At 70.2% G+C, this 26,996-nt stretch carries 24 protein-coding genes and 3 tRNA genes; 10 read left to right on the top strand and 17 right to left on the bottom strand.

Annotated elements, in window-relative coordinates; genetic code table 11:
- Positions 1-93 precede the first annotated feature (93 nt).
- The 9 genes from hflC to RA210_RS20670 form a co-directional block, all read right to left on the bottom strand.
- A complete protein-coding gene (gene hflC / locus RA210_RS20710) occupies positions 94-963 on the bottom strand; it encodes a protease modulator HflC (protein WP_136491406.1) in 870 nt (289 codons plus the stop codon).
- The gene (gene hflK, locus RA210_RS20705) at positions 963-2,126 is read right to left on the bottom strand and encodes an FtsH protease activity modulator HflK (protein ID WP_201487864.1); all 1,164 of its coding nucleotides are present in this window, start codon (positions 2,124-2,126) and stop codon (positions 963-965) included. The genes hflC and hflK overlap by 1 nt, the downstream gene beginning before the upstream one ends.
- A gap of 99 nt (positions 2,127-2,225) precedes the next feature.
- Positions 2,226-3,527, bottom strand: coding sequence for a ribosome rescue GTPase HflX (gene hflX / locus RA210_RS20700; protein ID WP_201487863.1), 1,302 nt, complete (start codon positions 3,525-3,527; stop codon positions 2,226-2,228).
- A gap of 15 nt (positions 3,528-3,542) precedes the next feature.
- Positions 3,543-3,791: an RNA chaperone Hfq gene (hfq, locus tag RA210_RS20695; protein ID WP_136491409.1), complete on the bottom strand. Its 249-nt coding sequence runs from the start codon at positions 3,789-3,791 to the stop codon at positions 3,543-3,545.
- 110 nt (positions 3,792-3,901) lie between these two features.
- On the bottom strand, positions 3,902-4,876 hold the full coding sequence (gene miaA / locus RA210_RS20690; protein WP_201487862.1) for a tRNA (adenosine(37)-N6)-dimethylallyltransferase MiaA: 975 nt from the start codon (positions 4,874-4,876) through the stop codon (positions 3,902-3,904).
- Between the two features lie 38 nt (positions 4,877-4,914).
- A complete protein-coding gene (gene mutL / locus RA210_RS20685) occupies positions 4,915-6,810 on the bottom strand; it encodes a DNA mismatch repair endonuclease MutL (protein WP_201487861.1) in 1,896 nt (631 codons plus the stop codon).
- Positions 6,807-8,297, bottom strand: a complete 1,491-nt coding sequence (locus RA210_RS20680; protein ID WP_201487860.1) for an N-acetylmuramoyl-L-alanine amidase — start codon at positions 8,295-8,297, stop codon at positions 6,807-6,809. Before RA210_RS20680 ends, mutL begins: the two co-directional genes overlap by 4 nt.
- Before the next feature lie 2 nt (positions 8,298-8,299).
- Entirely contained in the window at positions 8,300-8,773 is a 474-nt protein-coding gene (gene tsaE, locus RA210_RS20675) for a tRNA (adenosine(37)-N6)-threonylcarbamoyltransferase complex ATPase subunit type 1 TsaE (RefSeq protein ID WP_201487859.1), read from the bottom strand.
- Positions 8,761-10,263 carry an NAD(P)H-hydrate dehydratase gene (locus tag RA210_RS20670; RefSeq protein WP_201487858.1) on the bottom strand — a complete coding sequence of 501 codons (1,503 nt, stop codon included), beginning with the start codon at positions 10,261-10,263 and terminating at the stop codon, positions 8,761-8,763. The genes tsaE and RA210_RS20670 overlap by 13 nt, the downstream gene beginning before the upstream one ends.
- Before the next feature lie 62 nt (positions 10,264-10,325).
- Between RA210_RS20670 and queG the strand changes: the two genes are divergently transcribed.
- The gene (gene queG / locus RA210_RS20665) at positions 10,326-11,390 is read left to right on the top strand and encodes a tRNA epoxyqueuosine(34) reductase QueG (RefSeq protein WP_201487857.1); all 1,065 of its coding nucleotides are present in this window, start codon (positions 10,326-10,328) and stop codon (positions 11,388-11,390) included.
- Here the strand turns inward: queG and RA210_RS20660 are convergent, their stop codons facing one another.
- Positions 11,391-12,152 (bottom strand): YdcF family protein, encoded by a 762-nt coding sequence (locus RA210_RS20660; protein WP_201487856.1) that lies wholly within the window; start codon positions 12,150-12,152, stop codon positions 11,391-11,393.
- A gap of 110 nt (positions 12,153-12,262) precedes the next feature.
- Between RA210_RS20660 and RA210_RS20655 the strand changes: the two genes are divergently transcribed.
- The 5 genes from RA210_RS20655 to arfA all read left to right on the top strand — a co-directional run bounded on the left by RA210_RS20655 (position 12,263) and on the right by arfA (position 17,422).
- Complete coding sequence (locus RA210_RS20655; RefSeq protein WP_136491403.1) at positions 12,263-12,706, top strand: thioesterase family protein; 444 nt, start codon at positions 12,263-12,265, stop codon at positions 12,704-12,706.
- 98 nt (positions 12,707-12,804) lie between these two features.
- Positions 12,805-15,423: a leucine--tRNA ligase gene (gene leuS / locus RA210_RS20650; RefSeq protein WP_201487855.1), complete on the top strand. Its 2,619-nt coding sequence runs from the start codon at positions 12,805-12,807 to the stop codon at positions 15,421-15,423.
- A gap of 61 nt (positions 15,424-15,484) precedes the next feature.
- Positions 15,485-16,072: an LPS-assembly lipoprotein LptE gene (locus tag RA210_RS20645; protein WP_136491401.1), complete on the top strand. Its 588-nt coding sequence runs from the start codon at positions 15,485-15,487 to the stop codon at positions 16,070-16,072.
- A gap of 37 nt (positions 16,073-16,109) precedes the next feature.
- Positions 16,110-17,147, top strand: a complete 1,038-nt coding sequence (gene holA / locus RA210_RS20640) for a DNA polymerase III subunit delta (protein ID WP_136491400.1) — start codon at positions 16,110-16,112, stop codon at positions 17,145-17,147.
- Between the two features lie 98 nt (positions 17,148-17,245).
- Complete coding sequence (gene arfA, locus RA210_RS20635) at positions 17,246-17,422, top strand: alternative ribosome rescue factor ArfA (RefSeq protein WP_136491399.1); 177 nt, start codon at positions 17,246-17,248, stop codon at positions 17,420-17,422.
- A gap of 3 nt (positions 17,423-17,425) precedes the next feature.
- Here the strand turns inward: arfA and RA210_RS20630 are convergent, their stop codons facing one another.
- Genes RA210_RS20630 through RA210_RS20620 form a run of 3 tightly spaced genes read right to left on the bottom strand, consistent with a single transcriptional unit; the run spans position 17,426 to position 19,022 of the window.
- Positions 17,426-18,136, bottom strand: a complete 711-nt coding sequence (locus RA210_RS20630; protein WP_201487854.1) for an energy-coupling factor ABC transporter permease — start codon at positions 18,134-18,136, stop codon at positions 17,426-17,428.
- On the bottom strand, positions 18,133-18,600 hold the full coding sequence (locus tag RA210_RS20625; protein ID WP_201487853.1) for an FAD/FMN-containing dehydrogenase: 468 nt from the start codon (positions 18,598-18,600) through the stop codon (positions 18,133-18,135). Before RA210_RS20625 ends, RA210_RS20630 begins: the two co-directional genes overlap by 4 nt.
- Complete coding sequence (locus tag RA210_RS20620; protein ID WP_201487852.1) at positions 18,597-19,022, bottom strand: GNAT family N-acetyltransferase; 426 nt, start codon at positions 19,020-19,022, stop codon at positions 18,597-18,599. The genes RA210_RS20625 and RA210_RS20620 overlap by 4 nt, the downstream gene beginning before the upstream one ends.
- A 99-nt stretch (positions 19,023-19,121) precedes the next feature.
- On the opposite strand from RA210_RS20620, the gene RA210_RS20615 reads away from it, so the two are divergent.
- The 3 genes from RA210_RS20615 to RA210_RS20605 all read left to right on the top strand — a co-directional run bounded on the left by RA210_RS20615 (position 19,122) and on the right by RA210_RS20605 (position 21,377).
- Positions 19,122-19,751: a DUF1780 domain-containing protein gene (locus tag RA210_RS20615; RefSeq protein ID WP_136491395.1), complete on the top strand. Its 630-nt coding sequence runs from the start codon at positions 19,122-19,124 to the stop codon at positions 19,749-19,751.
- Between the two features lie 94 nt (positions 19,752-19,845).
- Entirely contained in the window at positions 19,846-20,019 is a 174-nt protein-coding gene (locus RA210_RS20610) for a DUF3094 family protein (protein ID WP_136491394.1), read from the top strand.
- Positions 20,020-20,078: 59 nt separating this feature from the next.
- Positions 20,079-21,377, top strand: coding sequence for an NAD(P)/FAD-dependent oxidoreductase (locus tag RA210_RS20605; RefSeq protein WP_201487851.1), 1,299 nt, complete (start codon positions 20,079-20,081; stop codon positions 21,375-21,377).
- 127 nt (positions 21,378-21,504) lie between these two features.
- On the opposite strand, the gene RA210_RS20600 is transcribed toward RA210_RS20605, so the two are convergent.
- From RA210_RS20600 to RA210_RS20590, 3 genes are all read right to left on the bottom strand, one after another.
- A tRNA-Lys gene (locus tag RA210_RS20600) sits at positions 21,505-21,579 on the bottom strand.
- A gap of 5 nt (positions 21,580-21,584) precedes the next feature.
- A tRNA-Pro gene (locus RA210_RS20595) sits at positions 21,585-21,661 on the bottom strand.
- 9 nt (positions 21,662-21,670) lie between these two features.
- A tRNA-Asn gene (locus RA210_RS20590) sits at positions 21,671-21,746 on the bottom strand.
- A 192-nt stretch (positions 21,747-21,938) separates the two neighbouring features.
- On the opposite strand from RA210_RS20590, the gene RA210_RS20585 reads away from it, so the two are divergent.
- Entirely contained in the window at positions 21,939-24,215 is a 2,277-nt protein-coding gene (locus RA210_RS20585; protein WP_201487850.1) for a DUF1631 domain-containing protein, read from the top strand.
- A gap of 90 nt (positions 24,216-24,305) precedes the next feature.
- Here RA210_RS20585 and clpB read toward each other — a convergent pair whose 3' ends face one another.
- Positions 24,306-26,870 (bottom strand): ATP-dependent chaperone ClpB, encoded by a 2,565-nt coding sequence (clpB, locus tag RA210_RS20580; RefSeq protein ID WP_201487849.1) that lies wholly within the window; start codon positions 26,868-26,870, stop codon positions 24,306-24,308.
- Positions 26,871-26,996: the final 126 nt, after the last annotated feature.

The following is a 26,996-nucleotide window of genomic DNA, read 5'->3' as shown; positions in this document are numbered from 1 at the left end:
GCAAAAAAGCCGGGAAATCCCGGCTGACTCATGATAACACGTTTTCCCCGCGATCACGCCGGCGGCTGCACGGGCAGCCGCCGGGCGGACCGGTCAGGGCTTGACCTGCTCCAGATAGCGGAAGAAGTCGCCCTTGGGATCCAGCACCATCACGTCGCGCTTGCCGGCGAAGCTCTCGCGGTAGGCCTGCAGGCTGCGATGGAAGGCGTAGAACTCCGGGTCCTGGCTGTAGGCCTTGGCATAGATCGCCGCCGCCTGGGCATCGCCCTGGCCGCGCAGCTCCTCCGCCTCGCGGTAGGCCTCGGCCAGCAGCACGCGGCGCTGGCGGTCGGCGTCGGCGCGAATGCCCTCGGCCAGCTCGCGACCCTTAGCGCGGTGCTCGCGGGCCTCGCGCTCGCGCTCGGTGCTCATCCGCTCGAACACGCTGCGGTTGACTTCCTTGGGCAGATCGATGGCCTTGACCCGCACGTCGAGCACCTCGATGCCCAGCTCGCGGCGCGCCATGCGGTCGAGCAGCTGGGTAATGTCGGCCATCAGCGCATCGCGCTCGCCGGACACCACCTCATGCAGGGAGCGCTTGCCGAACTGGTCACGCAGACCGGACTCCAGTCGGCGCGACAGGCGCTCGTCGGCGATCTGCTTCATGCCCGAGGTGGCGGTGTAGAAGCGCTCGGCATCGGCCACCCGCCACTTGGCGTAGGCGTCCACCATCACCGCCTTCTTCTCCAGGGTGAGGAAGCGCTGGGTCGGCGAGTCCAGAGTCAGCAGGCGGGCATCGAACTTGCGCACCTGGTTGACGTAGGGAATCTTCACATGCAGGCCCGGCGGCACGTCGGCCTGGACGATGCGACCGAACTGCAGCAGCACCGCCTTCTCGGTCTGCAGGACGATGTAGAAGCAGTTCCAGCCCACCAGCGCCAGCACGGCGGCGGCGATCAGGGCGATCAGCGACTTGTTGCTCATCAGCGGCTCTCCCTCGAACGCAGGTCACGCTGCGCATCCGAACCCACCCGTGGCGCCTCCACCGCACCGGACTGGATGCTCGGCATCACCGGCGTCGACAGCGGCGCGCGGCCTTCCATCATCTTGTCCAGCGGCAGATAGAGCAGGCTGTTCTGCCCCTGCTCGCTGCTCATCAGCACCTTGCTGGTATTGCCCAGCAACTCCTGCATGGTCTCCAGGTACAGGCGCTGGCGGGTCACCTCCGGGGCCTTGCGGTATTCGACCAGCAGCTTGCTGAAGCGGTCGGCCTCGCCCTGGGCGCGGGAGACCACTTCCTCGCGATAGCCGTTGGCGTCCTCGACGATGCGCTGGGCCTGGCCGCGCGCCTCGGGGATCACGCCGTTGGCGTAGGCCTCGGCCTGGTTCTTCTCGCGCTGCTCGTCCTCACGGGCCCGGATCACGTCGTCGAAAGCTTCCTGCACCTCGCGCGGGGCGGCGGCGCTCTGGATGTTGACCTGGGTGACGGTGATGCCGGTCTTGTAGGTGTCGAGGAAACGCTGCAGGCGCTCCTTGACGTCGGCGGCCATCTGCTCGCGGCCCTCGGTCAGCACCTGGTCCATCGAGGTCGAGCCGACCACGTGGCGCAGGGCGCTGTCGGTGGCGTGCTGCAGGCTGACTTCCGGCTGGTCGACGTTGAGCACGAACTCCTGCAGGTTGCTGATCCGGTACTGCACGGTCAGCGGCACCTCGATGATGTTCTCGTCCTCGGTGAGCATCTGGCCCTGCTTGCTGTAGGCACGCTCGCGGGTGACGTTTTCCTGGAACTTGCGGTCGATCGGCGGCAGATAGAGGTTCAGGCCCGGCCCGACGGTCTCGTAGTACTTGCCGAAGCGCAGGATCACCGCCTGCTCCTGTTCGTCCACCACGTAGACGGCGCTGTACAGCCAGAGCGCGGCGAGCACGCCGAAGCCGATGGCCACGAGGCCGAGACCGCCGCCCTTGCCGCCCGCGCCGCTGTCGCCGCTGTCGCCGCTGCGCTTGCGACCACCGAACAGGCTGTTCAGGTTGTCCTGCAGCTTGCGCAAGGCTTCGTCCAGATCCGGTGGCCCCTGCCGACCGCCGCCACGGCGGCCGCCCCAGGGATCGTTGTCGTTCGAGTTGCCACCCGGCTCATTCCAGGCCATAGCGTTCTCCCCACTGATAACGCGTAGACGTGCCCACAGGGCACATCCGTCCATGCTACCGAAAGCCTCCGAGCGGCGGCAAAGCCGGGCGCCCGGGCTTTATTGCAAAGTGTGTTGCGCGAGAAAGTCGTCGGACTTCCAGCCCTCGCGACTGACCAGCTTGTTCAGCTCGACCCGCGGCAGGCGTACCTTCAACAGGATGGCACCTTCCTCGTCATGCTGCTCGTCCTGCACCGCACCGAGCGCGAACAGCTGGGCACGCAGGCGGCCGAGCTGCTGCGGCAGGCGCAGGATGCCGACGAACAGGTCATCGCCGAGCAGTTCGGTGATCGCCTGGCGCAGCAGGTCCAGGCCCTGCCCCTCGCGGGCCGACAGCCAGACACGCACCGGCTTGCCGCTGTCGTCGCGCTGGATCTGCGGCGCCACGCCGGGCAACAGGTCGAGCTTGTTGTACACCTCGAGGGTCGGCAGCTGGTCGGCACCGATCTCCTTGAGCACCGAGTAGACCTGCTCGATCTGCAGCTGGCGCTCGGGCTCGTGGGCGTCGATCACGTGCAGCAGCAGGTCGGCGTTGCTCGACTCCTCAAGGGTGGCGCGGAACGCCTCGACCAGCTTGTGCGGCAGGTGGCGGATGAAGCCCACGGTATCGGCGAGGATCACCGGACCGACGTCGGCGAACTCGAGGCGGCGCAGGGTGGGATCGAGGGTGGCGAACAGCTGGTTGGCGGCGTAGACGTCGGCCTCGGTCAGCGCATTGAACAGCGTCGACTTGCCTGCGTTGGTGTAGCCGACCAGCGAGACCACCGGCACCTCGGCGCGCTTGCGCCCGCGGCGCGCCAGCTCGCGCTGGCTGCGCACCTTCTCCAGGCGCTGCTTGATCTGGCGGATGCGCACGCGCAACAGGCGACGGTCGGTTTCCAGCTGGGTCTCGCCCGGGCCGCGCAGGCCGATGCCGCCCTTCTGCCGCTCGAGGTGGGTCCAGCCGCGCACCAGGCGCGTGCTCATGTGCTCGAGCTGGGCCAGTTCGACCTGCAGCTTGCCTTCATGGGTGCGCGCACGCTGGGCGAAGATGTCGAGAATCAGGCCGGTACGGTCGAGCACCCGGCATTCGAACTCGCGCTCGAGGTTGCGCTCCTGACTGGGAGTCAGGGTGTGGTTGAAGATGACCAGTTCGGCCTGCTCGGCCCTGACCTGCTCGCGGATCTCGTCGACCTTGCCGCTGCCGATCAGGAAGCGTGCCGTGGGCTGGTGCCGGGGTACGCTGATGAAGCCAGCGACCTCGGCACCCGCCGAACGGGCCAGTTCGAGAAACTCGTCGGGATCTTCACGCGCCTCGGGCGCCTGGCCGTCCAGATGAATCAGGATGGCCCGCTCGCCACCCTCGTGGCGCTCAAAGAACAAGACCGGCGGCTCCGCTTATTCGGCGTTGCCCGGCTCACCCGACTCGCTGCTGGGCAGACGGACCGGACGGCTGGGAACCACGGTGGAGATAGCGTGCTTGTAGACCATCTGGCTGACGGTGTTCTTCAGCAGGATGACGAACTGGTCGAACGACTCGATCTGGCCCTGCAGCTTGATGCCGTTGACCAGATAGATGGAAACCGGAACGCGTTCCTTACGCAGGGTATTCAGGTAAGGGTCTTGTAGCGAATGCCCTTTTGACATTTTCCACACTCCTTCAGGGGATAAGTAATTGTATTAATCAGGTCGAATTCGACGAAGTCATGGCTTGCGACGGCGCTTTCCCCACAGGATAGCCGGCTGCGGGCCGAAACTCAGCCATTAATGGCGACAGTCTGCAGGTATTTCAAGGTGCGCGCGAGATTGTCTGCGGCCAGGCTGTCGAGCCAGTGCAGCGACGACCAACTGCGCAGCCAGGTGAACTGTCGCTTGGCCAGCTGGCGGGTGGCGATGATGCCGCGTTCGGCCATCTCCTCCCGGGTCAGACGGCCCTCGAGATATTCCCATACCTGCCGGTAGCCCACCGAGCGGATCGACGGCAGCCCCGGGTGCAGGTCGCCGCGCGCATGCAGCGCTTCGACCTCGGCCACGAAGCCCTGTTCCAGCATCAGGTGAAAACGCCGGGCGATGCGCTCGTGCAGCAGCGCGCGCTGCGCCGGGGCGATGGCCAGGTGGGCGACAGTATAAGGGAAAGCCTGTGCGTGCGGCGCGCCGCCGTGCAGATTTTGCAACACCTGCTGGCGGCGGCGATGCTCGCTCATGTTCAGGCCGCTGACCCGGTACACCTCCAGGGCACGGACCAGGCGTTGCGGGTCGTTGGGATGGATGCGCGCCGCCGACTCCGGGTCGACCCGCGCCAGCTCGGCATGCAGCGCGGCGAGCCCCTCGGCGGCGGCCTGCACCTCCAGCTGGGCGCGGACCTGCGGATCGGCCGAAGGCATGTCGGCCAGGCCCTCGAGCAGCGCCTTGAAGTACAGCATGGTGCCGCCGACCAGCAGCGGGATGCGCCCGGCGGCGGTGATCTCGGCCATGGCTGCCAGCGCATCGCTGCGGAACTCGGCGGCCGAGTAGCTCTCGGCCGGGTCGCGGATGTCGATCAGCCGGTGCGGGAACTCGGCGAGCAGCTCGCGCGGCGGCTTGGCGGTGCCGATGTCCATGCCGCGGTAGACCAGCGCCGAGTCGACGCTGACGATCTCGCAGGGCAGCACCCGCGCCAGCTCGATGGCCAGGTCGGTCTTGCCCGAGGCGGTCGGACCCATGAGGAAGATGGCGGGGGGCAGCGCGGACATCGGCGAACTCGGTGTAGGGATGAGGGAAGGCAGGGCGCTCAGCGCCCGCGCAGGAACAGCTTGTCCAGCTCGTCCATGCCCAGCTGGGTCCAGGTCGGCCGGCCGTGGTTGCACTGGCCGCTGCGCTCGGTGCTCTCCATGTCGCGCAGCAGGGCGTTCATCTCGGGCAGGGTCAGGCGGCGGTTGGCACGCACCGCGCCATGGCAGGCCATGGTCGCCAGCAGCTCGTTGAGATGGGCCTGGATGCGGTCGCTGGAGCCGTACTCGAGCAGGTCGCTGAGCACGTCGCGCACCAGCTGGCTGGCCTGCGCCTGCTTGAGCAGCGCGGGAATCTGGCGGATCGCCAGGGTTTCCGGCCCCAGGCGCTGCAGCTCGAAACCGAGGCGGGCGAACCAGGCGGCGTGCTCCTCGGCGCAGTCGGCCTCGCGCTGGCTGAGGGCGATGGACTCGGGCACCAGCAGCGGCTGGCCGCGCAGGCCCTCGCTGGCCATGGCGCTCTTCAGCCGCTCGTAGGTGATGCGCTCGTGGGCCGCGTGCATGTCCACCAGCACCAGGCCGTGGGCGTTCTCGGCGAGGATGTAGATGCCCTTGAGCTGGGCCAGCGCGTAGCCCAGCGGCGGCACGTCGCCCTGCCCCTCGGGCAGCGCCGCCGGCCCGGCCAGCGGAGCGAAGAATTCGCGGTAGGCGCCCTGCAGCTCGGCCTGCGGCTGGGCCGCCGGCGCCTGCACCGGCCGATAGCCGCCTCCACCGCCCGGGCGGCTCTGCCCGCCGAGCGGCGGCTGCCAGGCCGGCTCCGCCGGCGTGGCCGTCGGCACATGCTCGGCCAGCGCCATCTCGTTCTGCCCGGCGAACTCGCCGGCGGCCAGGCCGCTGACCTGCGGCTCGCCGCGCGGCGCAGTGGCGGGGGCCAGCTGGCTCTCCGGGCGCACGTCGGCCAGCGCGCGGTGCAGGGTGCCGTAGAGGAAGTCGTGGACCATCCGGCTGTCGCGGAAGCGCACCTCGTGCTTGGTCGGGTGCACGTTGACGTCGACCACCGCGGGGTCGATCTCGAGGAACAGCACGAAGGCCGGGTGGCGGCCGTTGTACAGCACGTCGCGGTAGGCCTGGCGCACCGCGTGGGCGACCAGCTTGTCGCGCACCATGCGGCCGTTGACGTAGAAGTACTGCAGGTCGGCCTGGCTGCGCGAGAAGGTCGGCAGGCCGACCCAGCCCCACAGACGCAAGCCGTTGCGCTCGAGGTCGAGCGGCAGCGCCTGCTCGAGGAAGGCCGGGCCGCAGACGCTGGCCACCCGCCGCGCGCGGCTGACTTCGTCCTTCGCCGGATGCAGGCCGAGCACGCCCTTGCCGTTGTGGCGCAGGTGGAAGCCGACCTCGAAGTGGGTCAGCGCCAGGCGCTTGATCACCTCCTGCAGGTGGTCGAACTCGGTCTTCTCGGCGCGCAGGAACTTGCGCCGCGCCGGGGTGTTGAAGAACAGGTCGCGCACCTCGACGCTGGTGCCGTCGGGATGCGCCGCCGGCTGCACCCGCGGCGCCATGTCGCTGCCCTCGACCTCGACCTGCCAGGCCTGCGGGGCGCCGCGCCGGCGCGAGGTCAGGGTCAGGCGCGCCACCGAGCTGATCGAGGCCAGCGCCTCGCCGCGAAAGCCGAGGCTGAGCACCCGCTCGAGATCCTCCAGCTCGCGGATCTTGCTGGTGGCATGACGGGCCAGGGCCAGCGGCAGGTCGTCCGGCTCGATGCCGGCGCCGTCGTCGCGCACGCGCAGCAGCTTGATGCCGCCCTGCTCCACCTCGACGTCGATGCGCGTGGCGCCGGCGTCCAGGCTGTTCTCCAGCAGCTCCTTGGCCACCGAGGCCGGCCGCTCGACCACCTCGCCGGCGGCGATCTGGTTGGCCAGCCGCGGGGTGAGCAGCTGGATGCGCGCCGGTGCGCTCATGGCTGGGCCGCCAGGGTCGGCGCCGGGATGGTCAGCATCTGGCCGGCCTTGAGATTGTCGCTGGCCAGACGGTTGGCGCTGCGCAGCGCGGCCTGGCTGACCTGGTAGCGCTGGGCGATCAGCGCCAGGCTCTCTCCCGGGGCCACCCGGTGGGCGCGCTCGCCCACCTTGATCTTGCCCTGGTCGCGCAGCCAGGCGATGTAGGTGCCAGGCGGCGGGTTCTCGTGGAAGAACTGCCGCACACCGCTCTGGATCGAGCGCGCCAGCGCCTGCTGGTGGCTCTTGGTGGCCAGCTTCTGCGATTCGCCGGGGTTGGAGATGAACCCGGTTTCCACCAGGATCGACGGGATGTCCGGCGACTTCAGCACCATGAAGCCGGCCTGCTCGACCCGGCGCTTGTGCAGCGGGGTGATGCGCCCCATGTTCGCCAGCACCTTGTGGCCGACGTCCAGGCTGGAGGACAGGGTGGCGGTCATCGACAGGTCGAGCAGCACCCCGGCGAGCATGCGGTCCTTGTCGTCGAGGCTGACGCTGCCGACGCCGCCGACCAGATCCGAGCGGTTCTCGCTGTCGGCCAGCCAGCGCGCGGTCTCCGAGGTGGCGCCGCCTTCGGAGAGGGCGAACACCGAGGCGCCGAAGGCCGCCGCGCGCGGTGCGGCGTCGGCGTGGATGGAGACGAACAGGTCGGCGCCCTTCTTGCGGGCGATCTCGGTGCGCTTGCGCAGCGGGATGAAGTAGTCGCCGGTACGCACCAGTTCGGCGCGGAAGCCTTTCTCCTGGTTGATCAGGCGCTGCAGTTCGCGGGCGATCTCCAGCACCACGACCTTCTCGCGCAGGCCGCGCGGGCCGATGGCGCCCGGATCCTCGCCGCCGTGGCCGGCGTCGATGGCGATGACGATGTTGCGCTTGCCGCTGGGCAGCGGCGCCGGGCGGGCCGCCGCCTCGCGAACCACGGTCTTCGGCGCTTCGGGCGCGACCGGCGGCGGGGTGTCGGCCGCTGGCGGCGCAGCGCTCCCCTGGGCCACCGCGGGCACTGCCGCGGGCGCCTTGGGCGCCACAGCCGGCGGCGCCTCGCCCTGATCGAACAGGTCGACCACCAGGCGATGGCCGTACTGCTGGTTGGGCGCCAGGCTGAAGCTCTTCGCCTCCACCATCGCGGCGGTGTCGATGACGATGCGCAGCTTGCCGGGGGCCTGCTCGGCGGCGCGCAGGCCGGTGATCGGCGTGTTGGCCGTGGCCAGCTGCTCGAGACGGGTCCTCAGCTGGGCCCCCTCGACGTCGATGACGATGCGCTCCGGCGCGCTCAGGGAGAACACCTTGTGCTGCACCGGCCCGCTGAGGTCGAACACCAGGCGGGTGTTGTCCGGCGCACGCCACAGGCGCACGCCACGAATCTCGCTGGCCGCATGCACCACCTCGGCGGCCAGCATGGCCAGCAGGGTGCCCAGTACGGCAAGCAGCGCCCGGGGGCGAAGGGCCCATCCCATGTTCATTGGACTCCCACAGTCGTCAGGGCGGCGCACCAGGACTCGCCCCGCGCGCCGTGGGGCAGCAGGCGCAACGCCCGTCCCTCGCCATGCACGTCGATGCTGATGTCCAGGTCCGCCTTCGGCAGAATGCCGGCGCCGCGCTCGGGCCACTCGATCAGGCACAGCGCGTCGCCTTGGAAATAGTCGCGGATGCCGAAGAATTCCAGCTCCTCGGGATCTGCCAGGCGATACAGGTCGAAATGGTAGACCCGCCGCTCGCCCAGCTCGTAGGGCTCGACCAGGGTGAAGGTCGGGCTCTTCACCGGCCCTGCATGGCCCAGGCCGCGCAGGATACCGCGCGACAGGGTGGTCTTGCCCATGCCCAGGTCGCCATGCAGGCAGATCACTCCGCGCCCGCCGGTCACCTCGGCCAGGCGCGCTCCCAGGGCCAGCATGGCCGCCTCGTCAGCGGCGTACAGCGTCACTTCAGGCACGGACTGTGCTCCTCCAGCAGTTCACGGATGGTCTCGATCAGGTCGGCGGCCGCCAGGCCGCGTCCGCCGCGGCCCAGGCGCTCGCCGGCGCAGGCATGCAGCCAGACGCCCAGCCGCGCCGCGGCGCCCACTTCCAGGCCCTGCGCCAGCAGGGCGCCGAGCAGGCCGGCGAGCACGTCGCCGAGGCCGGCCCCGGCCATCGCCGGATGACCTCGGTCGCACAGGTGCAGTTCCCCGCCCGGAGTCGCCACCAGGCTGCCGAGTCCCTTCAGGACCACCACCGCATTCAGCCGGCGCGCCAGCTCCAGCGCCGCCGCCGGGCGATCGGCCTGCACCTGGGCGCTACTGCAGCCGAGCAGGCGCGCCGCCTCGCCCGGATGCGGAGTGACCAGCCAGTCGCCGGCCGGCGGCGCCAGCAGCCCGGCGGCCAGCAGGTTGAGCGCGTCGGCGTCCCATACCTGCCGCTTGCCCTGCGCGCCGAGGCCGGCCAGCAGGGTGCGCGCCCAGGGGCCCTGGCCGCAGCCGGGACCGAGCACCAGCACGTCGGCCTGGGCGAGCAGCGCGTGCAGTTCGAAGGACGACTGCACGGCGCGGGCCATCACTTCCGGGCGTCGGACCAGCATGGCCGGCACGTGCTCGGCGCGGGTGGCCAGGCTGACCAGCCCGGCACCACCGCGCAGGCAGCTCTCGGCGGCGAGCAGCGCCGCGCCGCCGTAGCCGAGGTCGCCACCGACCAGCAGGACGTGCCCGAACTGGCCCTTGTGGGCGTTGCGCGGCCGCGGCGGCAGGCGCGGCACGCTGTCCGCCGTCAGGCGCAGCGCCGCCGGCGGCAGCTCGGCGACCAGCGCCGGGTCGGCGCGCAGGTCGTCGAAGGCCAGCTCGCCGCAGTGGTCAGGGCCGTCCAGGCAGAACAGGCCGAGCTTGAGCGCCAGCAGGGTGACCGTCAGTTCGGCGCGGATCGCCACGCCGAGCACCCGCCCGCTGTCGCCGCACAGTCCCGACGGCAGGTCGACCGCCAGCACCGGCTGGCCGCTGGCGTTGGCCAGGCGGATGGCCTGGGCGTAGGGCTCGCGCACCTCGCCCGCCAGACCGGTGCCGAGCAGAGCGTCGACCAGTACGCCGGTCAGCGGCGCGCACTCGCGCCACGGCTCGACGGCCACCCCGGCGGCCTGCGCCGCGGCATGGGCGGCGGCGGCATCGCCGCCCAGCTGCGCCGGATCGGCGACCGCCAGCACCCGCGCGCGCCAGCCGGCGCGCCGGGCCAGCGCGGCGACCAGGTAGCCGTCGCCGGCATTGTTGCCGCGCCCGGCCAGCACGGTGATCTCGCCGGCGTCCGGCCAGCGACGGCGCAGCGCGCACCAGAGGGCATGGGCGGCGCGCTGCATCAGCTCGCTGCCGGGGGTGCCGGCGGCGATCAGGCGCGCGTCCAGCTCGCGGACCTGGGCGGCGCGATGGAGGGCTAGGGGCAAGGCGGGGGCAGTCAGCGGCATGGACCATTCGACTCGAGGCTCTGGCACAATTATACCCACCCTGCCCCCGAGCACCGCCAGCCATGTCGACCAGCGCCCCCGATCCCGCCGCCCTCGCCCAGGCGATCAAGACCTGGGGCCGCGAACTGGGCTTCCAGCAGGTCGGCATCGCCGGCGTCGAACTGGGCGAGCACGAGGCGCACCTCGCGCGCTGGCTGGCCGCCGGCTACCAGGGCGAGATGGACTACATGGCCGCCCACGGCAGCAAGCGCTCGCGGCCGGCCGAGCTGGTCCCCGGCACCCTGCGGGTGGTCTCGCTGCGCATGGACTACCTGCCCGGCGACACGCGCATGGCCGAGGTGCTGGCCAGCCCGGACAAGGCCTACGTGTCGCGCTACGCGCTGGGCCGCGACTACCACAAGCTGGTGCGCAAGCGCCTGCAGCAGCTGGCCGAACGCATCCAGGCGGCGATCGGCCCGTTCGGCTACCGCGCCTTCGTCGACAGCGCGCCGGTGCTGGAGAAGGCCCTGGCGCAGCAGGCCGGACTCGGCTGGATCGGCAAGAACACCCTGCTGCTGAACAAGCAGGCCGGCAGCTGGTTCTTCCTCGGCGAGCTGTTCGTCGACCTGCCGCTGCCGGTCGACGCAGCGCACGAGCGCGAGCACTGCGGGCGCTGCCAGGCCTGCCTGGACGTCTGCCCGACCGCCGCCTTCATCGGCCCGCAGCTGCTGGATGCGCGGCGCTGCATCTCCTACCTGACCATCGAGCTCAAGGGCGCCATTCCCGAGGAACTGCGCGCGCCGATCGGCAACCGGGTGTTCGGCTGCGACGACTGCCAGCTGGTGTGCCCGTGGAACCGCTTCGCCCGGCCGACGCAGCAGGACGACTTCCGCCCGCGCCACGGCCTGGACAACAGCGAGCTGGCCGAACTGTTCCGCTGGAGCGAGGAGGAGTTCCTCGCCCGCACCGAGGGCTCGCCATTGCGCCGCGCCGGCTACGAGCGCTTCCTGCGCAACCTGGCGGTCGGCCTGGGCAACGCGCCCGCCAGCATCCCGGTGCTCGAGGCGCTGCGCCTGCGCCGCGAGTACCCCAGCGAACTGGTCCGCGAGCACGTCGAATGGGCGCTGGCGCGCCACGGCGCGGCCTGATCAGCGATAGAGCAGCGGATAGAGCAGGCGCCCCACCGCCTCGTTGAGCAGCAGGCTGCTCTGCCAGATCGCCACGGCCTCCGGCAGCCAGCCGCCCAGCGGCCGGCCATTGGCCACGCCGAGAAAACCCATGGGCGCGGGAATCACCTCGAAGCCCTGGCGCTCGAAGCACCAGCGCGCCCGCGGCATGTGCCAGGCCTGGGTGACCAGCACGATGCGCCTGACCCCGGCGTCGCGCAGCAGCGGCGCGCTCAGCGTGGCGTTCTCCCAGGTGGTGCGGCTGCGCCCCTCCTGCCAGCGCAGCGCGACGCTGAAGTCCTCGCTGAGCACCGCAGCCAGCAGCTCGGCCTCGCTGGGCGGTTCGCCCCGGTGCAGGCCGCCGCTGGCGAGGATCGGCAGGCCGCTGACCCAGTGCAGGCGCGCCGCCAGGCGGGCGCGCTCCAGCGCCAGCAGGCTCGGCTGGTCGCCGCCCCAACCCGGATCGCCGCGCTCGCGGCCGCCGCCGAGCACCACGATGGCCTCGGCGCGCTGCGCCAGCGTCGGCCACGCCGCCCGCTCCAGCGCCGGCTCGTGCTCGAGCAGGCGCGCGCCCAGCTCGACCACCGCCGGCAGGCTCATCAGCCACAGGCCGCCCAGCCCCAGCACGGCGCAGGCCAGCGCCCGGCGCGGACGGCGCGTCCGCCACCAGAAGGCGAGCAGCAGGAGCAGCAACAGGCCGCCCGGCGGCAGCAGCAACTGCTTGAACAGATAGCGCAACGGCACCGCAATCCTCCTTGTCCCGACCGGCGACGGTCGCGGCATCATAGAGTGGATTCGTTCCGACCCTCCCCCTTAGCATGGCGCTCCATTCGCCACTTCGCAGGAATCCCGCCATGACCACCCGACCCGATGCCCCGGCCCTGGCCGTCGACAGCCACTACGAACTCGACTACCGCGTGGCCGGCAGCGACTCGCCGCGTACCCTGTGCAGCGAGCCCGGCGACGACTTCCCCGACGTGCTGGCCACCGCGCGCATGGTCGGCCTGATGGAGCTGGCCGCCGCCCGCCTGATGCGCCCGCTGCTCGGGGACGGCGAGCTGTCGGTCGGCGTCGGCGTCGACGTCACCCACCTGGCCGCCACCCCGCTGTTCGAGACGGTGCGCGCCCGTGCCACCTTCCTCGGCATGGAGGGCAAGCTGTACGCCTTCCGCGTCGAGCTGTTCGATGCCGGCGGCAAGGTCGGCGAGGGCCGCCATACCCGCGCCATCGTCGCCACCGAGCGTCTGCTGAAGAGCACCGAGAAGCGCCTGCAGGCCGCCCGCGAAGCCCGGGCATGACGCCCGCGCCCCCGCGGATCAGGGTTTCCCCAGATCCGCGGGGGTCATGTATGCTTAGGGGCTTTCGTTACCCCCCTCTTTTCCAGTCCGGCAGAGCCATGCACGAACAGTATCAGCCCCGCGAGATCGAAGCCGCCGCGCAGTCCCACTGGGACGCGCACCAGTCCTTTGAGGTGAGTGAGCAGCCCGGCAAGGACACCTACTACTGCCTGTCGATGTTCCCCTACCCGAGCGGCAAGCTGCACATGGGCCACGTGCGCAACTACACCATCGGCGACGTGATCGCGCGCTACCAGCGCATGCTGGGCAAGAACGTGCTGCAGCCGATGGGCTGGGACGCCTTCGGCATGCCGGCGGAGAACGCCGCGATGCAGAACCAGGTGGCGCCGGCGGCCTGGACCTACGCCAACATCGACTACATGAAGACCCAGCTGAAGAGCCTGGGCCTGGCCGTCGACTGGTCGCGCGAGGTCACCACCTGCAAGCCGGACTACTACCGCTGGGAGCAGTGGCTGTTCACCCGCCTGTTCGAGAAGGGCGTGATCTACCGCAAGAACGGCACCGTCAACTGGGACCCGGTGGACCAGACCGTGCTGGCCAACGAGCAGGTGATCGACGGCCGCGGCTGGCGCTCGGGCGCGCTGATCGAGAAGCGCGAGATCCCCATGTACTACTTCCGCATCACCGCCTATGCGGAGGAGCTGCTCGCCGACCTCGACAAGCTCGACGGCTGGCCCGAGCAGGTCAAGACCATGCAGCGCAACTGGATCGGCAAGAGCTTCGGCGCCGACATCGAGTTCGACTACGACGCCGCGACCTGCGGTGGCGAGGGCCGCCTGAAGGTCTACTCGACCCGCCCGGACACCCTGATGGGCGCCACCTACGTGGCCGTCGCCGCCGAGCACGCGCTGGCCCAGCGCGCCGCCGAGGGCAACGCCGAGCTGGCCGCCTTCATCGCCGAATGCAAGTCCGGCTCGGTGGCCGAGGCCGACGTGGCGACCATGGAGAAGAAGGGCATGGCCACCGGCCAGTTCGTCGTCCATCCGCTGACCGGCGACAAGCTGCCGGTGTTCGTCGCCAACTACGTGCTGGCCGGCTACGGCGAAGGCGCGGTGATGGCGGTGCCGGCCCACGACGAGCGCGACTTCGAGTTCGCCAACAAGTACGGTCTGCCGATCGTGCAGGTCTACCGCCAGGCCGAGGGCGACGCCACCTTCGACGCTGCCCAGTGGCAGGACTGGTACACCGACAAGGCGAACCTGGTCACCGTCAACAGCGGCAAGTACGACAACCTGGAGTTCCAGGCCGCCTTCGACGCCATCGTCGCCGACCTGGAAGCCGCCAACCACGGCGAGAAGCAGACCCGCTTCCGCCTGCGCGACTGGGGCATCAGCCGCCAGCGCTACTGGGGCTGCCCGATCCCGATCATCCACTGCGACGCCTGCGGCGACGTGCCGGTGCCGGAAGACCAGCTGCCGGTGGTGCTGCCCGAGAACGTGGTGCCGGACGGCGCCGGCAGCCCGCTGGCACGGATGCCCGAGTTCTACAGCTGCAGCTGCCCGAAATGCGGCGCGCCGGCCAAGCGCGAAACCGACACCATGGACACCTTCGTCGAGTCGTCCTGGTACTACGCCCGCTACGCCTCGCCGCAGTTCGCAGGCGGCATGGTCGACAAGGCCGCGGCCAACCACTGGCTGCCGGTCGACCAGTACATCGGCGGCATCGAGCACGCCATCCTGCACCTGCTCTACGCGCGCTTCTTCCACAAGCTGATGCGCGACGAGGGCCTGGTCGACAGCGACGAGCCGTTCACCAACCTGCTGACCCAGGGCATGGTGATCGCCGAGACCTACTACCGCCTGCAGGAGAACGGCAGCAAGCTGTGGTTCAACCCGGCCGACGTCGAGGTCGACACCGACGCCAAAGGCAAGGCCATCGCCGCGCGCCTGAAGAGCGACGGCCTGCCGGTGGAAATCGGCGGCACCGAGAAGATGTCGAAGTCGAAGAACAACGGCGTCGACCCGCAGACCATGATCGAACAGTACGGCGCCGACACCTGCCGCCTGTTCATGATGTTCGCCGCTCCGCCGGAAATGAGCCTGGAGTGGTCCGACTCCGGCGTCGAGGGCGCCTCGCGCTTCCTGCGCCGCGTCTGGCGCCTGGCCCAGGCCCACGTCGCCGCCGGCCTGCCGGGCGCGCTGGACAGCGCCAGCCTGAACGATGCTCAGAAGGACGTCCGCCGCGCCATCCACCAGGCCATCAAACAGGCAAGTACCGATATCGGCCAGTTCCGCAAGTTCAACACCGCCATCGCCCAGGTGATGACCCTGATGAACGTGCTGGAGAAGGCACCGACCTCGAGCGCGCAGGACCGCGCCCTGCTGCAGGAAGGCCTGGAGGCCGTGACCCTGCTGCTGGCGCCGATCACCCCGCACATCAGCCATGCCCTGTGGCAGGCGCTCGGCCACGGCGACGCGGTGATCGACGCCGCCTGGCCGGCGGTCGACGAGTCCGCCCTGGTGCAGGACACCCTGACCCTGGTGGTGCAGGTCAACGGCAAGCTGCGCGGCGAGATCCAGGTCGCCGCCGGGGCCAGCCGCGAGGAGGTCGAGGCCGCCGCGCGCGCCAACGAGAACGTGCTGCGCTTCACCGAAGGCGCGACCATCCGCAAGGTGATCGTGGTCCCCGGCAAGCTGGTCAACATCGTCGCCAACTGACCGACACCGTCCAACCTGCCGCCCGCCCCGCGCGGGCGGCGTTTCACACGAGGGATGCCTGATGAAACGTAGCCTGTCCGGCCTGCTGCTGGTGATGCTGACCACCCTGCTCACGGCCTGCGGCTTCCAGCTGCGCGGCACCGGCAGCGACGACTTCGCCCTGCAGGAGCTCGGCCTGAGCGCCCGCGACGCCTACGGCGAGACGGTCAAGGACGTGCGCCGCATGCTGGAAAGCAGCGGCGTGCGCGTGCACGGCGGCGCGCCCTACCAGCTGGTGCTGGTGCGCGAGGACCAGCGCCAGCGCGCCGCCAGCTACACCAGTGCGGCGCGCAGCGCCGAGAACGAGCTGAGCGCCAGCCTCGACTACGAGGTGCGCAGCGGCAACCTGCTGCTGCTCGCCGACCGCCTCGAGGTGCAGAAGGTCTACGTGCACGACGCCAACAACCTGATCGGCTCCGACCAGGAGGCCCAGCAACTGCGCGTCGAGATGCGCCGCGAGCTGGTCCAGCAACTGGCCATGCGCCTGCAGCAGCTGAACCCGGCGCGCCTCGCCAGGCTGGAGGAAACCGCCCGCGCCAAGGCCGAAGCCGAGGCCCGCGCCGCCGCGGAAGCCGAGCGGCAGAGCGCGCCGACGGCTCCGGCCCACTGATCGGACACGGGGCCTGCGGGCCCCGTTTTTCCTGCCGATGAAACTCAACCCCGCCCAACTGGCCAAGCACCTGCAGGGTCCGCTCGCCCCGGTCTACGCGGTCAGCGGCGACGACCCGCTGCTGTGCCAGGAGGCCTGCGACGCCATCCGCGCCGCCTGCCGCGCCCGCGACTTCAGCGAACGCCAGGTGTTCCACGCCGACGCCGGCTTCGACTGGAACCTGCTGCGCGAGGCCGGCGCCAGCCTGTCGCTGTTCGCCGAGAAACGCCTGCTCGAGCTGCGCCTGCCTTCCGGCAAGCCGGGCGACGACGGCGTCGCCGTGCTGCTCGACTACCTCGCCCGCCCGGCCGAGGACACCGTGCTGCTGCTCAGCCTGCCCAGGCTCGACGGCAAGGCGCAGAAGAGCAAGTGGGCCAAGGCGCTGATCGACGGCGAGCACTGCCAGTTCGTGCAGGTCTGGCCGGTGGATGCCGCGCAGCTGCCGCAGTGGATCCGCCAGCGCCTGGCCCAGGCCGGCCTGTCGGCGAGTGCCGAGGCCATCGACCTGCTGGTGGCGCGCATCGAAGGCAACCTGCTGGCCGCGGTGCAGGAGATCGAGAAGCTCAAGCTGCTGGTCGAGGGCAACCAGCTGGATGCCGCCACCGTGCAGGCCAGCGTCGCCGACAGCGCGCGCTTCGACCTGTTCGGCCTGCTCGACGCGGCGCTGGCCGGCGAGGCGGCGCACGCCCTGCGCATGCTCGAGGGCCTGCGCGGCGAAGGCGTGGAGGCGCCGGTGATCCTCTGGGGCCTGGCGCGCGAGCTGCGCCTGCTCGCCGGCCTGGCCCAGCAGCATGGCCAGGGTCTGCCGCTGGAGCGGCTGATCGCCCAGGCCAGGCCGCCGATCTTCGGCAAGCGCCAGGGCCTGGTCGGCCGTGCCGTGCAGCGCCATCCGGCCAGCCGCTGGAACCAGCTGCTGCGCGACGCCCAGCGCATCGACGAGCAGATCAAGGGCCAGGCGCCCGGCAACGCCTGGAACGGCCTGGCGCAACTGACCCTGGCGATCGCCGGCGTGCGCCTCAACCTGCCCAGCGAATAGTTCCGCTCGATTTGCGCACGACATCACTGGACATTTTTCGTACAGCGGCCGATGATGCGCGCGCCGGCACGCTCGCCGGCTCCGCACGAGGAAAGGTCATGGCCAAGCCACGCAAAGCCGGCCCGAACAAGGCCAAATCCCTGGTCGCCCAGCCCCTGTTCCGCTGCCGCCAGGAACGACCCGCCAAGGGCAAGGGCAGCTACCGCCGCGAAGCCTTCCGGTTCACCGACCGGGAGGCTTCTTGCTATGCGGGCCCGGAAAAGCGCGCAGCCTGAGCCTCAGCTCCCACCGTCCTCCTCCTTCCTGTCCTTGTCCTCCTCCTTCCACGGCGCCTGCAGGTAGCGGGTGCGGTTGAAGGTCTCCAGCCACTCCGGGTAGTACACCACCAGCGCGGTGACCACCGTGCCGTTGATGAACGCCTCGGGGAACATGATCAGCCACAGGTAGCCGGCGAAGTCGTCCAGCCAGGGCGGCATCTGGTAGATGCCGTCCACCAGCAGCACGCCGAGGCCGGCCAGCAGCACCAGCACGGCCACCAGCGCCGCCGGGAAGAAGCCGCTGAAGAAGATGTAGACGAACAGGTTGCGCGGCTGCAGGCGCTCGACGCCGCGCGCGCAAGCCTCGGTGACCAGCACCGGGATGAGGATCAGCAGCACCGCGTTGACCCCCAGCGCCGCGGCATCCTGGCGGCCGAGGCCGACCAGCGCCAGCTGCGCGACGAAGGCCGACAGCACCGCCAGCGGCCAGTCGAGCAGCAGGGTCACCGCGGTCATGCCGATGAAGTGGAAGGACAGCCCGGAGGCGAAGTCGCGGCGCACCAGCCACAGCAGGAACAGCGCCAGCACGGTGCCGAACAGCAGGTGCTGGCGGCGGAAGTCGCTGAACAGCTCGACCCAGGGCGCATGCCACAGCGCCGCCAGCAGCAGCGGCAGGAACAGCAGGGCGCCCAGCCACAGGCTGGATTCGCTGAGCAACGCGGCGGCGATCACGGCGCGACCTGCTCCAGCGCCGCGCGCAGCGCGAGCGCGTCGCTGAAGGTGCGCCGCTCGCGCAGCACGCCCTGCTCCAGCTGCAGCCAGAGCACGCCCTCCTCGGGGGCGGCGTACTGCGGCACCACCTGCGCCTCGCGGTCGAGCAGCACGCGATAGCTGTAGTCGCGCATGGCCGGAATGGCGAACAGCTTGCCGATCAGCCCGGGCATGCGGCTGATGTCGGCGACGAACAGCGCCCGGCGTGCCTCCAGGTAGCCCTTGGGCCGCCCCTCCAGTGCGGCGTCGAGCAGCTTGGCGCCATCCATGCTGCGCGCCACCAGCAGGATGCGCAGGTCGTCGTTCAGGGTGTAGGGCGCATCGAACTGATCGCTCAGGGTCCAGGGCGCCAGGCGCTCGCCGCTCTCCAGCGCCTGCGCGCTGCCGGCCAGCAGGGCCAGGCCCAGCCATATCCAGGGTTTCATCGTGGTTGCTCCAGGGTGGAAAAGACGCGGATGTCGTGGCGCTCGCCCCAGCCGCGGCGGGCGCGCCAGAAGGCCAGCGCCGCGGGCACGCCATCGAGGACGAACACGTGGCTCTTGGCGATGCCCTGCGCCGCCAGGCGCGCCAGCACCGCGGCGATCAGTGCCGAGGCGATGCCGCGGCGCCGGTAGTACGGATCGACCGCCAGATGCTGCAGGTAGCCGCGCCGGCCGTCGTGGCCGGCCAGCAGGCTGCCGACGATGGCGCCATCCACCTCGGCCACCAGGCTGAGGCCGGGATTGCGCGCCAGGTAGGCGCAGTAGGGCTCCAGGGCGTCCTCGGCGCGCAGCTGGATGCCCGGCGTGCGCACCCACAGGGCGTGGAGGACGGCGTGATCGGCGGGGGTGGCTTCGCGCAGCTGCATGGCTACTCCGGGGGTCGCTATGCCGAGTTTACACCGCAGCCGCAGCGGCCAGAGCGGCTGCGACAACCTGGCGGGGCCGCCGGCGACTACACTTGCGGCATGGACGAACGCGACTACCTGCACCATCTGGTGCGCCAGGCCGAGGCGGCCACCGACTTTCTCTCCAACGGCCGCAAGTGGGAGCGCGAACGCTGGGTCTGCCAGCGCCTGCTGCAGGCGCTGAACATCGCCCACCGCACCGAGGACTTCGCCGCACCGGCCCAGCAGCCGCCGGACGTGCTGTACCGCGACGCCTGCTTCGAGGTGTTCTTCGTCATCGACGAGGGCCGGCGCCTCAACGACGAATGGCGCGAGGAGCTGGAGCGCCGCCGCGCCGCCCGCACCCTGGCCCAGCTGCAACGCCACGAACCCCGGCCGCGGCGCATCCCGCTGAGCGAGGTGCAGCAGCGTCTCGGCCCGACCCTGCGCAAGAAGGCGCACAACTACGACGAGCGCGGCATCGACCTCGGCGAGCTGGACCTCCTCGCCTACATCAGCTTCAAGCGCGAGATCCCCGACTTCAACAGCGCCTTCCCGCCCCCCAGCGAGTACCTGCGCCAGGGCTGGCGCTCGCTGTCGATCGTCGGTCCCAACTACGCCCGCGTGCTGTTCGCCCACGCCGACGCCCCGGCCTTCCTGCGCGACAACCAGGCGCGCACCCTGCTGTTCGACGTGGAGATGGGGCTGTGAGCCTCTCCTCCCGGAGTCTCTCCTCCCAATGCGGCATTGAGTCGCACATGACGCAACGCCTAGAATGGTCGCATTGCCTTTTTTCGAGACTGCCATGTCCAGCCGTCTGAACCCCGAGGACCAGCGCCGGGTCGAGCACTATCTCAGCTCCCCGCAGCATCAGGTCAAGCGCCAGCCGTTCCGGCCCTGGCGCCTGATGCTCGCCCTGCTGGCCGTGGTCGTCGGCCTGGGCCTGCTGAGCCGCCTGCTGAGCTCGCTGGTCACATGATCGCCCTGCAGGCCGCCGCTAGTCGCTCCCGGTTTTTCCAAGCCTTGTGAGACATCCCCATGACCCATCACATCGTGATCGTCGGCGGCGGCGCCGGCGGGATCGAACTCGCCACCCGCCTGGGCCGCAGCCTGGGCAAGCGCGGCCAGGCGCGCATCACCCTGGTTGACGCCAACCTCACCCACATCTGGAAGCCGCTGCTCCATGAGGTGGCCGCCGGCTCGCTGAACTCATCGGAGGACGAGCTGAACTACGTGGCCCAGGCCAAGTGGAACCACTTCAAGTTCCAGCCCGGGCGCATGTGCGGCCTCGACCGCGCGCGCAAGACCATCCTGCTGGCCGCCAAGCATGACCAGAACGGCGTCGAGCAGGTGCCTGCGCGCGAGATCGCCTACGACACCCTGGTGCTGGCGGTCGGCAGCAAGACCAACGACTTCGGCACCCAAGGCGCCGCGGAACACTGCCTGTTCCTCGACTCGCGCGACCAGGCCGAACGCTTCCACGACCTGCTGCTCGACCAGTACCTGTGCGCCCACGCCCAGGCCCGCCAGCACGGCAGCGCGCAGATCAACCTGGCGATCGTCGGCGCCGGCGCCACCGGCGTCGAGCTGGCCGCCGAACTGCACCATGCCGCCCTGCTGCTGGCCGACTACGGCCTGGATGGCATCCGCCCGGAAAACCTCAACCTGACCCTGATCGAGGCCGGCCCGCGGGTGGTGCCGGCGCTGCCCGAGCGGCTCAGCGGCATCGTCCACGGCACCCTGGAGAAGCTCGGCATCAAGGTGCTGGTCAACTCGCCGGTCCGGGAAGTCACCGCCGAGGGCCTGCATACCGCCGACGGCCAGTTCGTGCCGGCCAGCCTCAAGGTCTGGGCCGCCGGCATCCGCGCTCCGGGCTTCCTGCGCGAGCTGGACGGCCTGGAAAGCAACCGCATCGACCAGCTGGTGGTGCTCCCGACCCTGCAGACCAGCCGCGACGAGAACATCTTCGCCCTCGGCGACTGCGCTGCCTGTCCGATGGCGGACGGCAAGAACGTGCCGCCGCGCGCCCAGGCGGCGCACCAGCAGGCCTCGCTGCTGGCCAAGTCGCTGGCGCGCCGCCTGCAGGGCGAACCGCTGCTGGAGTACCGCTACCGCGACTACGGCTCGCTGATCTCGCTGTCGAGCTTCAGCGCGGTGGGCAACCTGATGGGCAACCTGACCGGCGACGTGATGCTGGAGGGGCGTCTGGCCCGCTGGTTCTACATCTCGCTGTATCGCCTGCACCAGATGGCGCTGTACGGCCCGTTCCGCACCCTGCTGCTGATGCTCAGCGACCGCCTCGGCCGCAGCACCGAGCCGCGTCTCAAGCTGCACTGACGGCAGCACCCGACCGGCGGCACAACCGCCGGTCGACCCACTCAGACGGGCAAAAAACGCGCGCAAACAAAAAAGCCGGAAGGCCTCGCGGCACTTCCAGCTTCTTGTCCTTCCGAGGAAGGGAATGTGGTGGGTCGTGTAGGGGTCGAACCTACGACCAATTGGTTAAAAGCCAACTGCTCTACCACTGAGCTAACGACCCAAAACTGGTCGGGGTAGAGAGATTCGAACTCCCGACATCCTGCTCCCAAAGCAGGCGCGCTACCGGACTGCGCTATACCCCGCCTGGAAGTTGGCTCCGCGACCTGGACTCGAACCAGGGACCCAGTGATTAACAGTCACTTGCTCTACCGACTGAGCTATCGCGGAACGTCGAGACTTCCAACCCTCTACGGTGATCGGTGTTGCCGATTTCCCGTGTCAGTGGCGCGGCATTCTACGGATTTATATTTCTCCGTCAACCCCCTGCGGCATTTTTTTTCCATGCTTGGCAGAGCCCCCGGCACTTGTTATATGTGCACTCCTTTCGAGAGTACAGGGCGCGGGCCCGCCAGATCCTCCATGAGCCACACGCCACCGCCAGATTCTCCCGTTCCCCTCGCCCTTGCCGGGCGCAGCATCCGCCCACGCTTCGGCCAGCTGGAGCAGGGCTGCCGCCAACTGGTGATGAACCACCTCGACCAGCAGCTGGCATGCGCCTTCGAACAGGTCGACGACGCCCTGTTCGCCCAGGCCGAAAAGGCCGCCAACAACCTCGAGCAGGCGCTGTACTTCGACGGCATGCGCGCGGTGCGCCAGCAGCGCACGCAGATCGTGCGCCGCTTCCACCAGCAGCTCGCCGGCGGCTTCGCCGCCTACCTCGAGGGCCTCAATCCCAACAGCGCCACCCCGCCTCCCGAGGAGCGCCAGCCGCTGTCGCTGCTGGCCCACGAGGAGCTCGAGGAGAACGTGCTGCTGACCAACATGGTCAAGCGCTGCCGACACCACTGCCAGGCGCTGCTGCCCGCGCTGGAGGAGCGCCTGGCCCAGCTGTGCCCGGACCCGCAGGCCGCCCTGCACGAGGACAGCCCCTTCTCTCCCGAGGCCGTCGCCGGGGCCTTCCGCCTGGCCCTGCCTGGCGAAGGCCTGCCGCTGGCGATCCGCCGCGTCCTCTATGCGCTGTTCGAGCAGCAGGTCATGGCCTCGCTGGACGAGCTGTACACGGCCCTCGACCGGCGCCTGCGCGAGGCCGGCATCCTGCCCCGCCAGGAAGAGCGGCCGACCCGGCCTCGCCACCCGGCGCCGCCCGTGCAGCGCAGCGAGCGCCCGGCCGCCCAGCTGGCGCCGGTCGCCACCGCGACGACGGCGCAGCCCGCCAGCGAGAGCGCCCAGCTGTTCCAGGGCGTCACCCGCCTGCTCGGCCGGCGCCACCAGGGACCGCCGGCCGCCACAGCGGAGGCGCCGCCCCGCGCCGCGCTGCCGCTCCCCGAGCTGCCCCGGGCCGGCACCTACAGCGAGTCCGAACTGCTGGCGGCACTCAACCGCCTGCAGCAGATCAGCGCGCGCGACATCGATAGCCAGCTGCAGCAGCCTCAGGACGTGACGCAACTGCGGGCACGCCTGCAGGCCGAGCTGGAGGCGGCCTGCACCCTGCCCGGCCAGCAGCTGCGCGCCGACGATGCCGACATCATCGACCTGGTCGGCATGCTGTTCGCCTTCATCCTCGACGACCCCGGCCTGCCGGACCGCTGCAAGACGGTGCTGTCGCACCTGCACACGCCCTATCTGAAGCTGGCGCTGCGCGACCGCGAGCTGTTCACCCGCGACGACCATCCGGCGCGGCGCCTGCTCGACAGCATGGCCCGGGCCGGCGCCCGCTTCGTCGAGGACAGCGACGCCTCCGGGCTGCTGGCGAAGATGCAGGACATCGTCGAGCACATCATCCAGGACCTCGGCGGCGAGCGCGCCGGCTTCGAGCGCCTGCTCGAGGAGTTCGAGACGCACCTGCGCCGTCTGCAGCAGCGCGTCGAGCTGCGCGAGCACCGCACCCTGAGCGCCGCCCGCGGCCGCGATCGCCTGTACGCCGCCCGCCGCCGGGCCGGCGAGCAGATCCGCCAGACCCTGATCGGTCGCTCGCTGCCACCGCTGATCCAGGCACTGCTGGAGAACAGCTGGCACGACCTGCTGGCGCTGATCCACCTGCGTCAGGGCGAGCAGAGCGAGGAATGGCGGCGCGCCTGCCTGACCGGCGAACAGCTGGCCTGGAGCGTCACGCCGCTCGACCGCAGCGGTCGCGAGCGTCTGCAGCGCGAGCGCCTGGAACTGCTGGAAGCGCTGCGCGGCGGCCTGATGCAGCTGGGCTGCCTGAGCGACGAGGAGATCCGCCGCCTGCTGCAGGACGTGGTCACCTGCCAGCACGCCGTGCAGGCCCGCCAGCCCGAACTGGCCGCCCGCCTGCTGGCCCGGCTGCCCGACAGCCCGCTCGGCGCGCTGCTGCACGAGCAGGGCGAGAACGCCGAGGCCGCGGCCGGCGAGGGACAACTGTCGGCGGAGCTGGAAGCCCAGCTGGAGCAGCTGCGGGCCCTGCCGTTCGGCAGCCTGTTCGCCTTCCACGAGGACGGTCAGGTACACCGCCTGCGCCTGTCCTGGGTCAGCCCGGCGACCCGCCACTATCTGTTCATCGACCCCTGCGGCGAGCACAGCCGCACCTGGCCGGCGGCGCGCCTGGCCCGCGCCCTGCAGGACGGCAGCGTGCGCCTGCTCGGCGAACCGAGCGACACCCCGCTGATGGAGCGCGCCCTGCAGGCGATCTACCGGGTGCTGCAGCGCCTGGAAGAGCCCCGGCCGGCCGGCGACTGAGCCCTGCAGACGACGACGGCGCCCTGCGGCGCCGTCGTCGTTTTCCATGAACCCGCCGCGGGGCGGGGCGCCCCGCGACGCGGCGCATTCTCAGGCGAAGACGATCTGCTCGCCCTCGACCCGCGCGTGGATGGTCGCCCCGGGGGCGAACTCGCCGGCGAGGATCTGCTGCGCCAGCGGGTTCTCGATCCAGCGCTGGATCGCACGCTTGAGCGGACGCGCGCCATACACCGGGTCGTAGCCGACGGCGATCAGCTTCTCCAGCGCCTCCGGGGTCAGCTCCAGGCTCAGCTCGCGCTCGGCCAGCCGGCTACGCAGGCGCGACAGCTGGATCTCGGCGATGCCGCCGATCTGCTCCTTGCCCAGCGGATCGAACACCACCACCTCGTCGATGCGGTTGATGAACTCCGGGCGGAAGTGGTGGCTGACCGCATCCATCACCGCGGCGCGCTGCGCCTCCGGATCGCCGACCAGCTCCTGGATCTGCGCCGAGCCGAGGTTGGAGGTCATCACCACCACGGTGTTCTTGAAGTCCACGGTGCGGCCCTGGCTGTCGGTCAGCCGGCCGTCTTCGAGCACCTGCAGCAGCACGTTGAACACGTCCGGGTGGGCCTTCTCCACCTCGTCCATGAGGATCACCGAGTACGGCTTGCGGCGCACCGCCTCGGTCAGATAGCCGCCCTCCTCGTAGCCGACGTAGCCGGGCGGCGCGCCGATCAGGCGGGCCACCGAGTGCTTCTCCATGAACTCGGACATGTCGATGCGCACCATCGCCTCCTCGGTGTCGAAGAGGAACTCGGCCAGCGCCTTGCACAGCTCGGTCTTGCCCACCCCGGTCGGGCCGAGGAACAGGAACGAGCCGCTCGGCCGATTCGGGTCGGCCAGGCCGGCGCGCGAGCGGCGCACCGCGTTGGACACCGCCACCACCGCCTCGTGCTGGCCGATCACCCGCCTGTGCAGCTCGGCCTCCATGCGCAGCAGCTTGTCGCGCTCGCCCTCCATCATCTTGGCCACCGGGATGCCGGTCCACTTGGACACCACCTCGGCGATCTCCTCGTCGGTCACGCGGTTGCGCAGCAGCTGCTTCTCCCTCTGCTCGCCGCTGTCGACGCTGGCCAGCTTGCGCTCCAGCTCCGGGATCACCCCGTACTGCAGTTCGGCCATGCGCTGCAGGTTGCCCTGGCGGCGGGCGGTCTCCATGTCGGCGCGGGCCTGCTCGAGCTGCTGCTGGATCTGCGCCGAGCCCTGCACCTCGGCCTTCTCCGACTTCCAGATCTCCTCGAGGTCGGCGTACTCGCGCTCCAGCTTGGCGATGTCCTCCTCCAGCTTGGCCAGGCGCTTCTTGGTGGCCTCGTCGGTTTCCTTCTTCAGCGCCTCGCGCTCGATCTTCAGCTGGATCAGCCGGCGATCCAGGCGGTCCAGCTCCTCGGGCTTGGAGTCGATCTCCATGCGGATGCGGCTGGCCGCCTCGTCGATCAGGTCGATGGCCTTGTCCGGCAGCTGGCGGTCGGTGATGTAGCGGTGGCTCAGTTTCGCGGCGGCGATGATCGCGCCGTCGGTGATGGTCACCCCGTGGTGCACCTCGTAGCGCTCCTTGAGGCCACGCAGGATGGCGATGGTGTCCTCCTCGCTCGGCTCGTCGACCAGCACCTTCTGGAAGCGGCGCTCCAGCGCGGCGTCCTTCTCCACGTACTGGCGGTACTCGTCGAGGGTGGTGGCGCCCACGCAGTGCAGCTCGCCGCGCGCCAGCGCCGGCTTGAGCATGTTGCCGGCGTCCATCGAGCCCTCGGCCTTGCCGGCCCCCACCATGGTGTGCAGCTCGTCGATGAACAGGATGACCCGGCCTTCCTGCTTGCCCAGTTCGTTGAGCACCGCCTTGAGGCGCTCCTCGAACTCGCCGCGGAACTTGGCGCCGGCGATCAGCGCGCCCATGTCCAGCGACAGCAGGCGCTTGTCCTTGAGGCCGTCGGGCACCTCGCCGTTGACGATGCGCTGGGCCAGCCCCTCGACGATGGCGGTCTTGCCGACGCCCGGCTCGCCGATCAGCACCGGGTTGTTCTTGGTCCGGCGCTGCAGGACCTGGATGGTGCGACGGATCTCGTCGTCGCGGCCGATCACCGGATCGAGCTTGCCGTCCTCGGCGCGCTTGGTCATGTCGATGGTGTACTTGTCCAGCGCCTGGCGCGACTCCTCGGCGTTGGGGTCGTTGACCGCCTCGCCACCTCGCAGGTTGGCGATGGCGTTCTCCAGCGCCTGCTTGCTCACCCCCTGGGCCAGCAGCAGCTTGCCGAGGCGGGTGGCGTTGTCCAGCGCGGCGAGCAGCACCAGCTCGCTGGAGATGTACTGGTCGCCTTTCTGCTGGGCCAGCTTGTCGGCCAGGTTGAGCAGGCGGGCGAGGTCCTGCGACATGTTCACGTCGCCGGTGGGGTTCTGGATCTTCGGCAGGTCGTCGAGCGCCTTGGCCAGCGCCTGGCGCAGGGCGGCGATGTCGAAGCCGACCTGCATCAGCAGCGGGCGGATCGAGCCGCCCTGCTGCTCGAGCAGGGCGGACATCAGGTGCAGCGGCTCGATGGCGCTGTGGTCGCGGCCCACGGCCAGCGACTGGGCATCGGACAGGGCCAGTTGCAGTTTGCTGGTCAAACGGTCGATACGCATGGGGTCGTCCTTCGCAAGCAGCGGCGGAGCGAGCGGCCGGCACCCGGCTACAACCCGATCCGCCAGGGGAATTGGGTTGCAGGATAGATGAGGCCGATTACAGGCGATTCAAGGGGCGGGCATTTG

It is taken from the genome of Pseudomonas sp. OF001 (genome assembly GCF_904426495.1).
In the GTDB taxonomy this organism is placed as follows: domain Bacteria; phylum Pseudomonadota; class Gammaproteobacteria; order Pseudomonadales; family Pseudomonadaceae; genus Geopseudomonas.
This window is presented reverse-complemented; position numbering and strand designations above follow the sequence as displayed.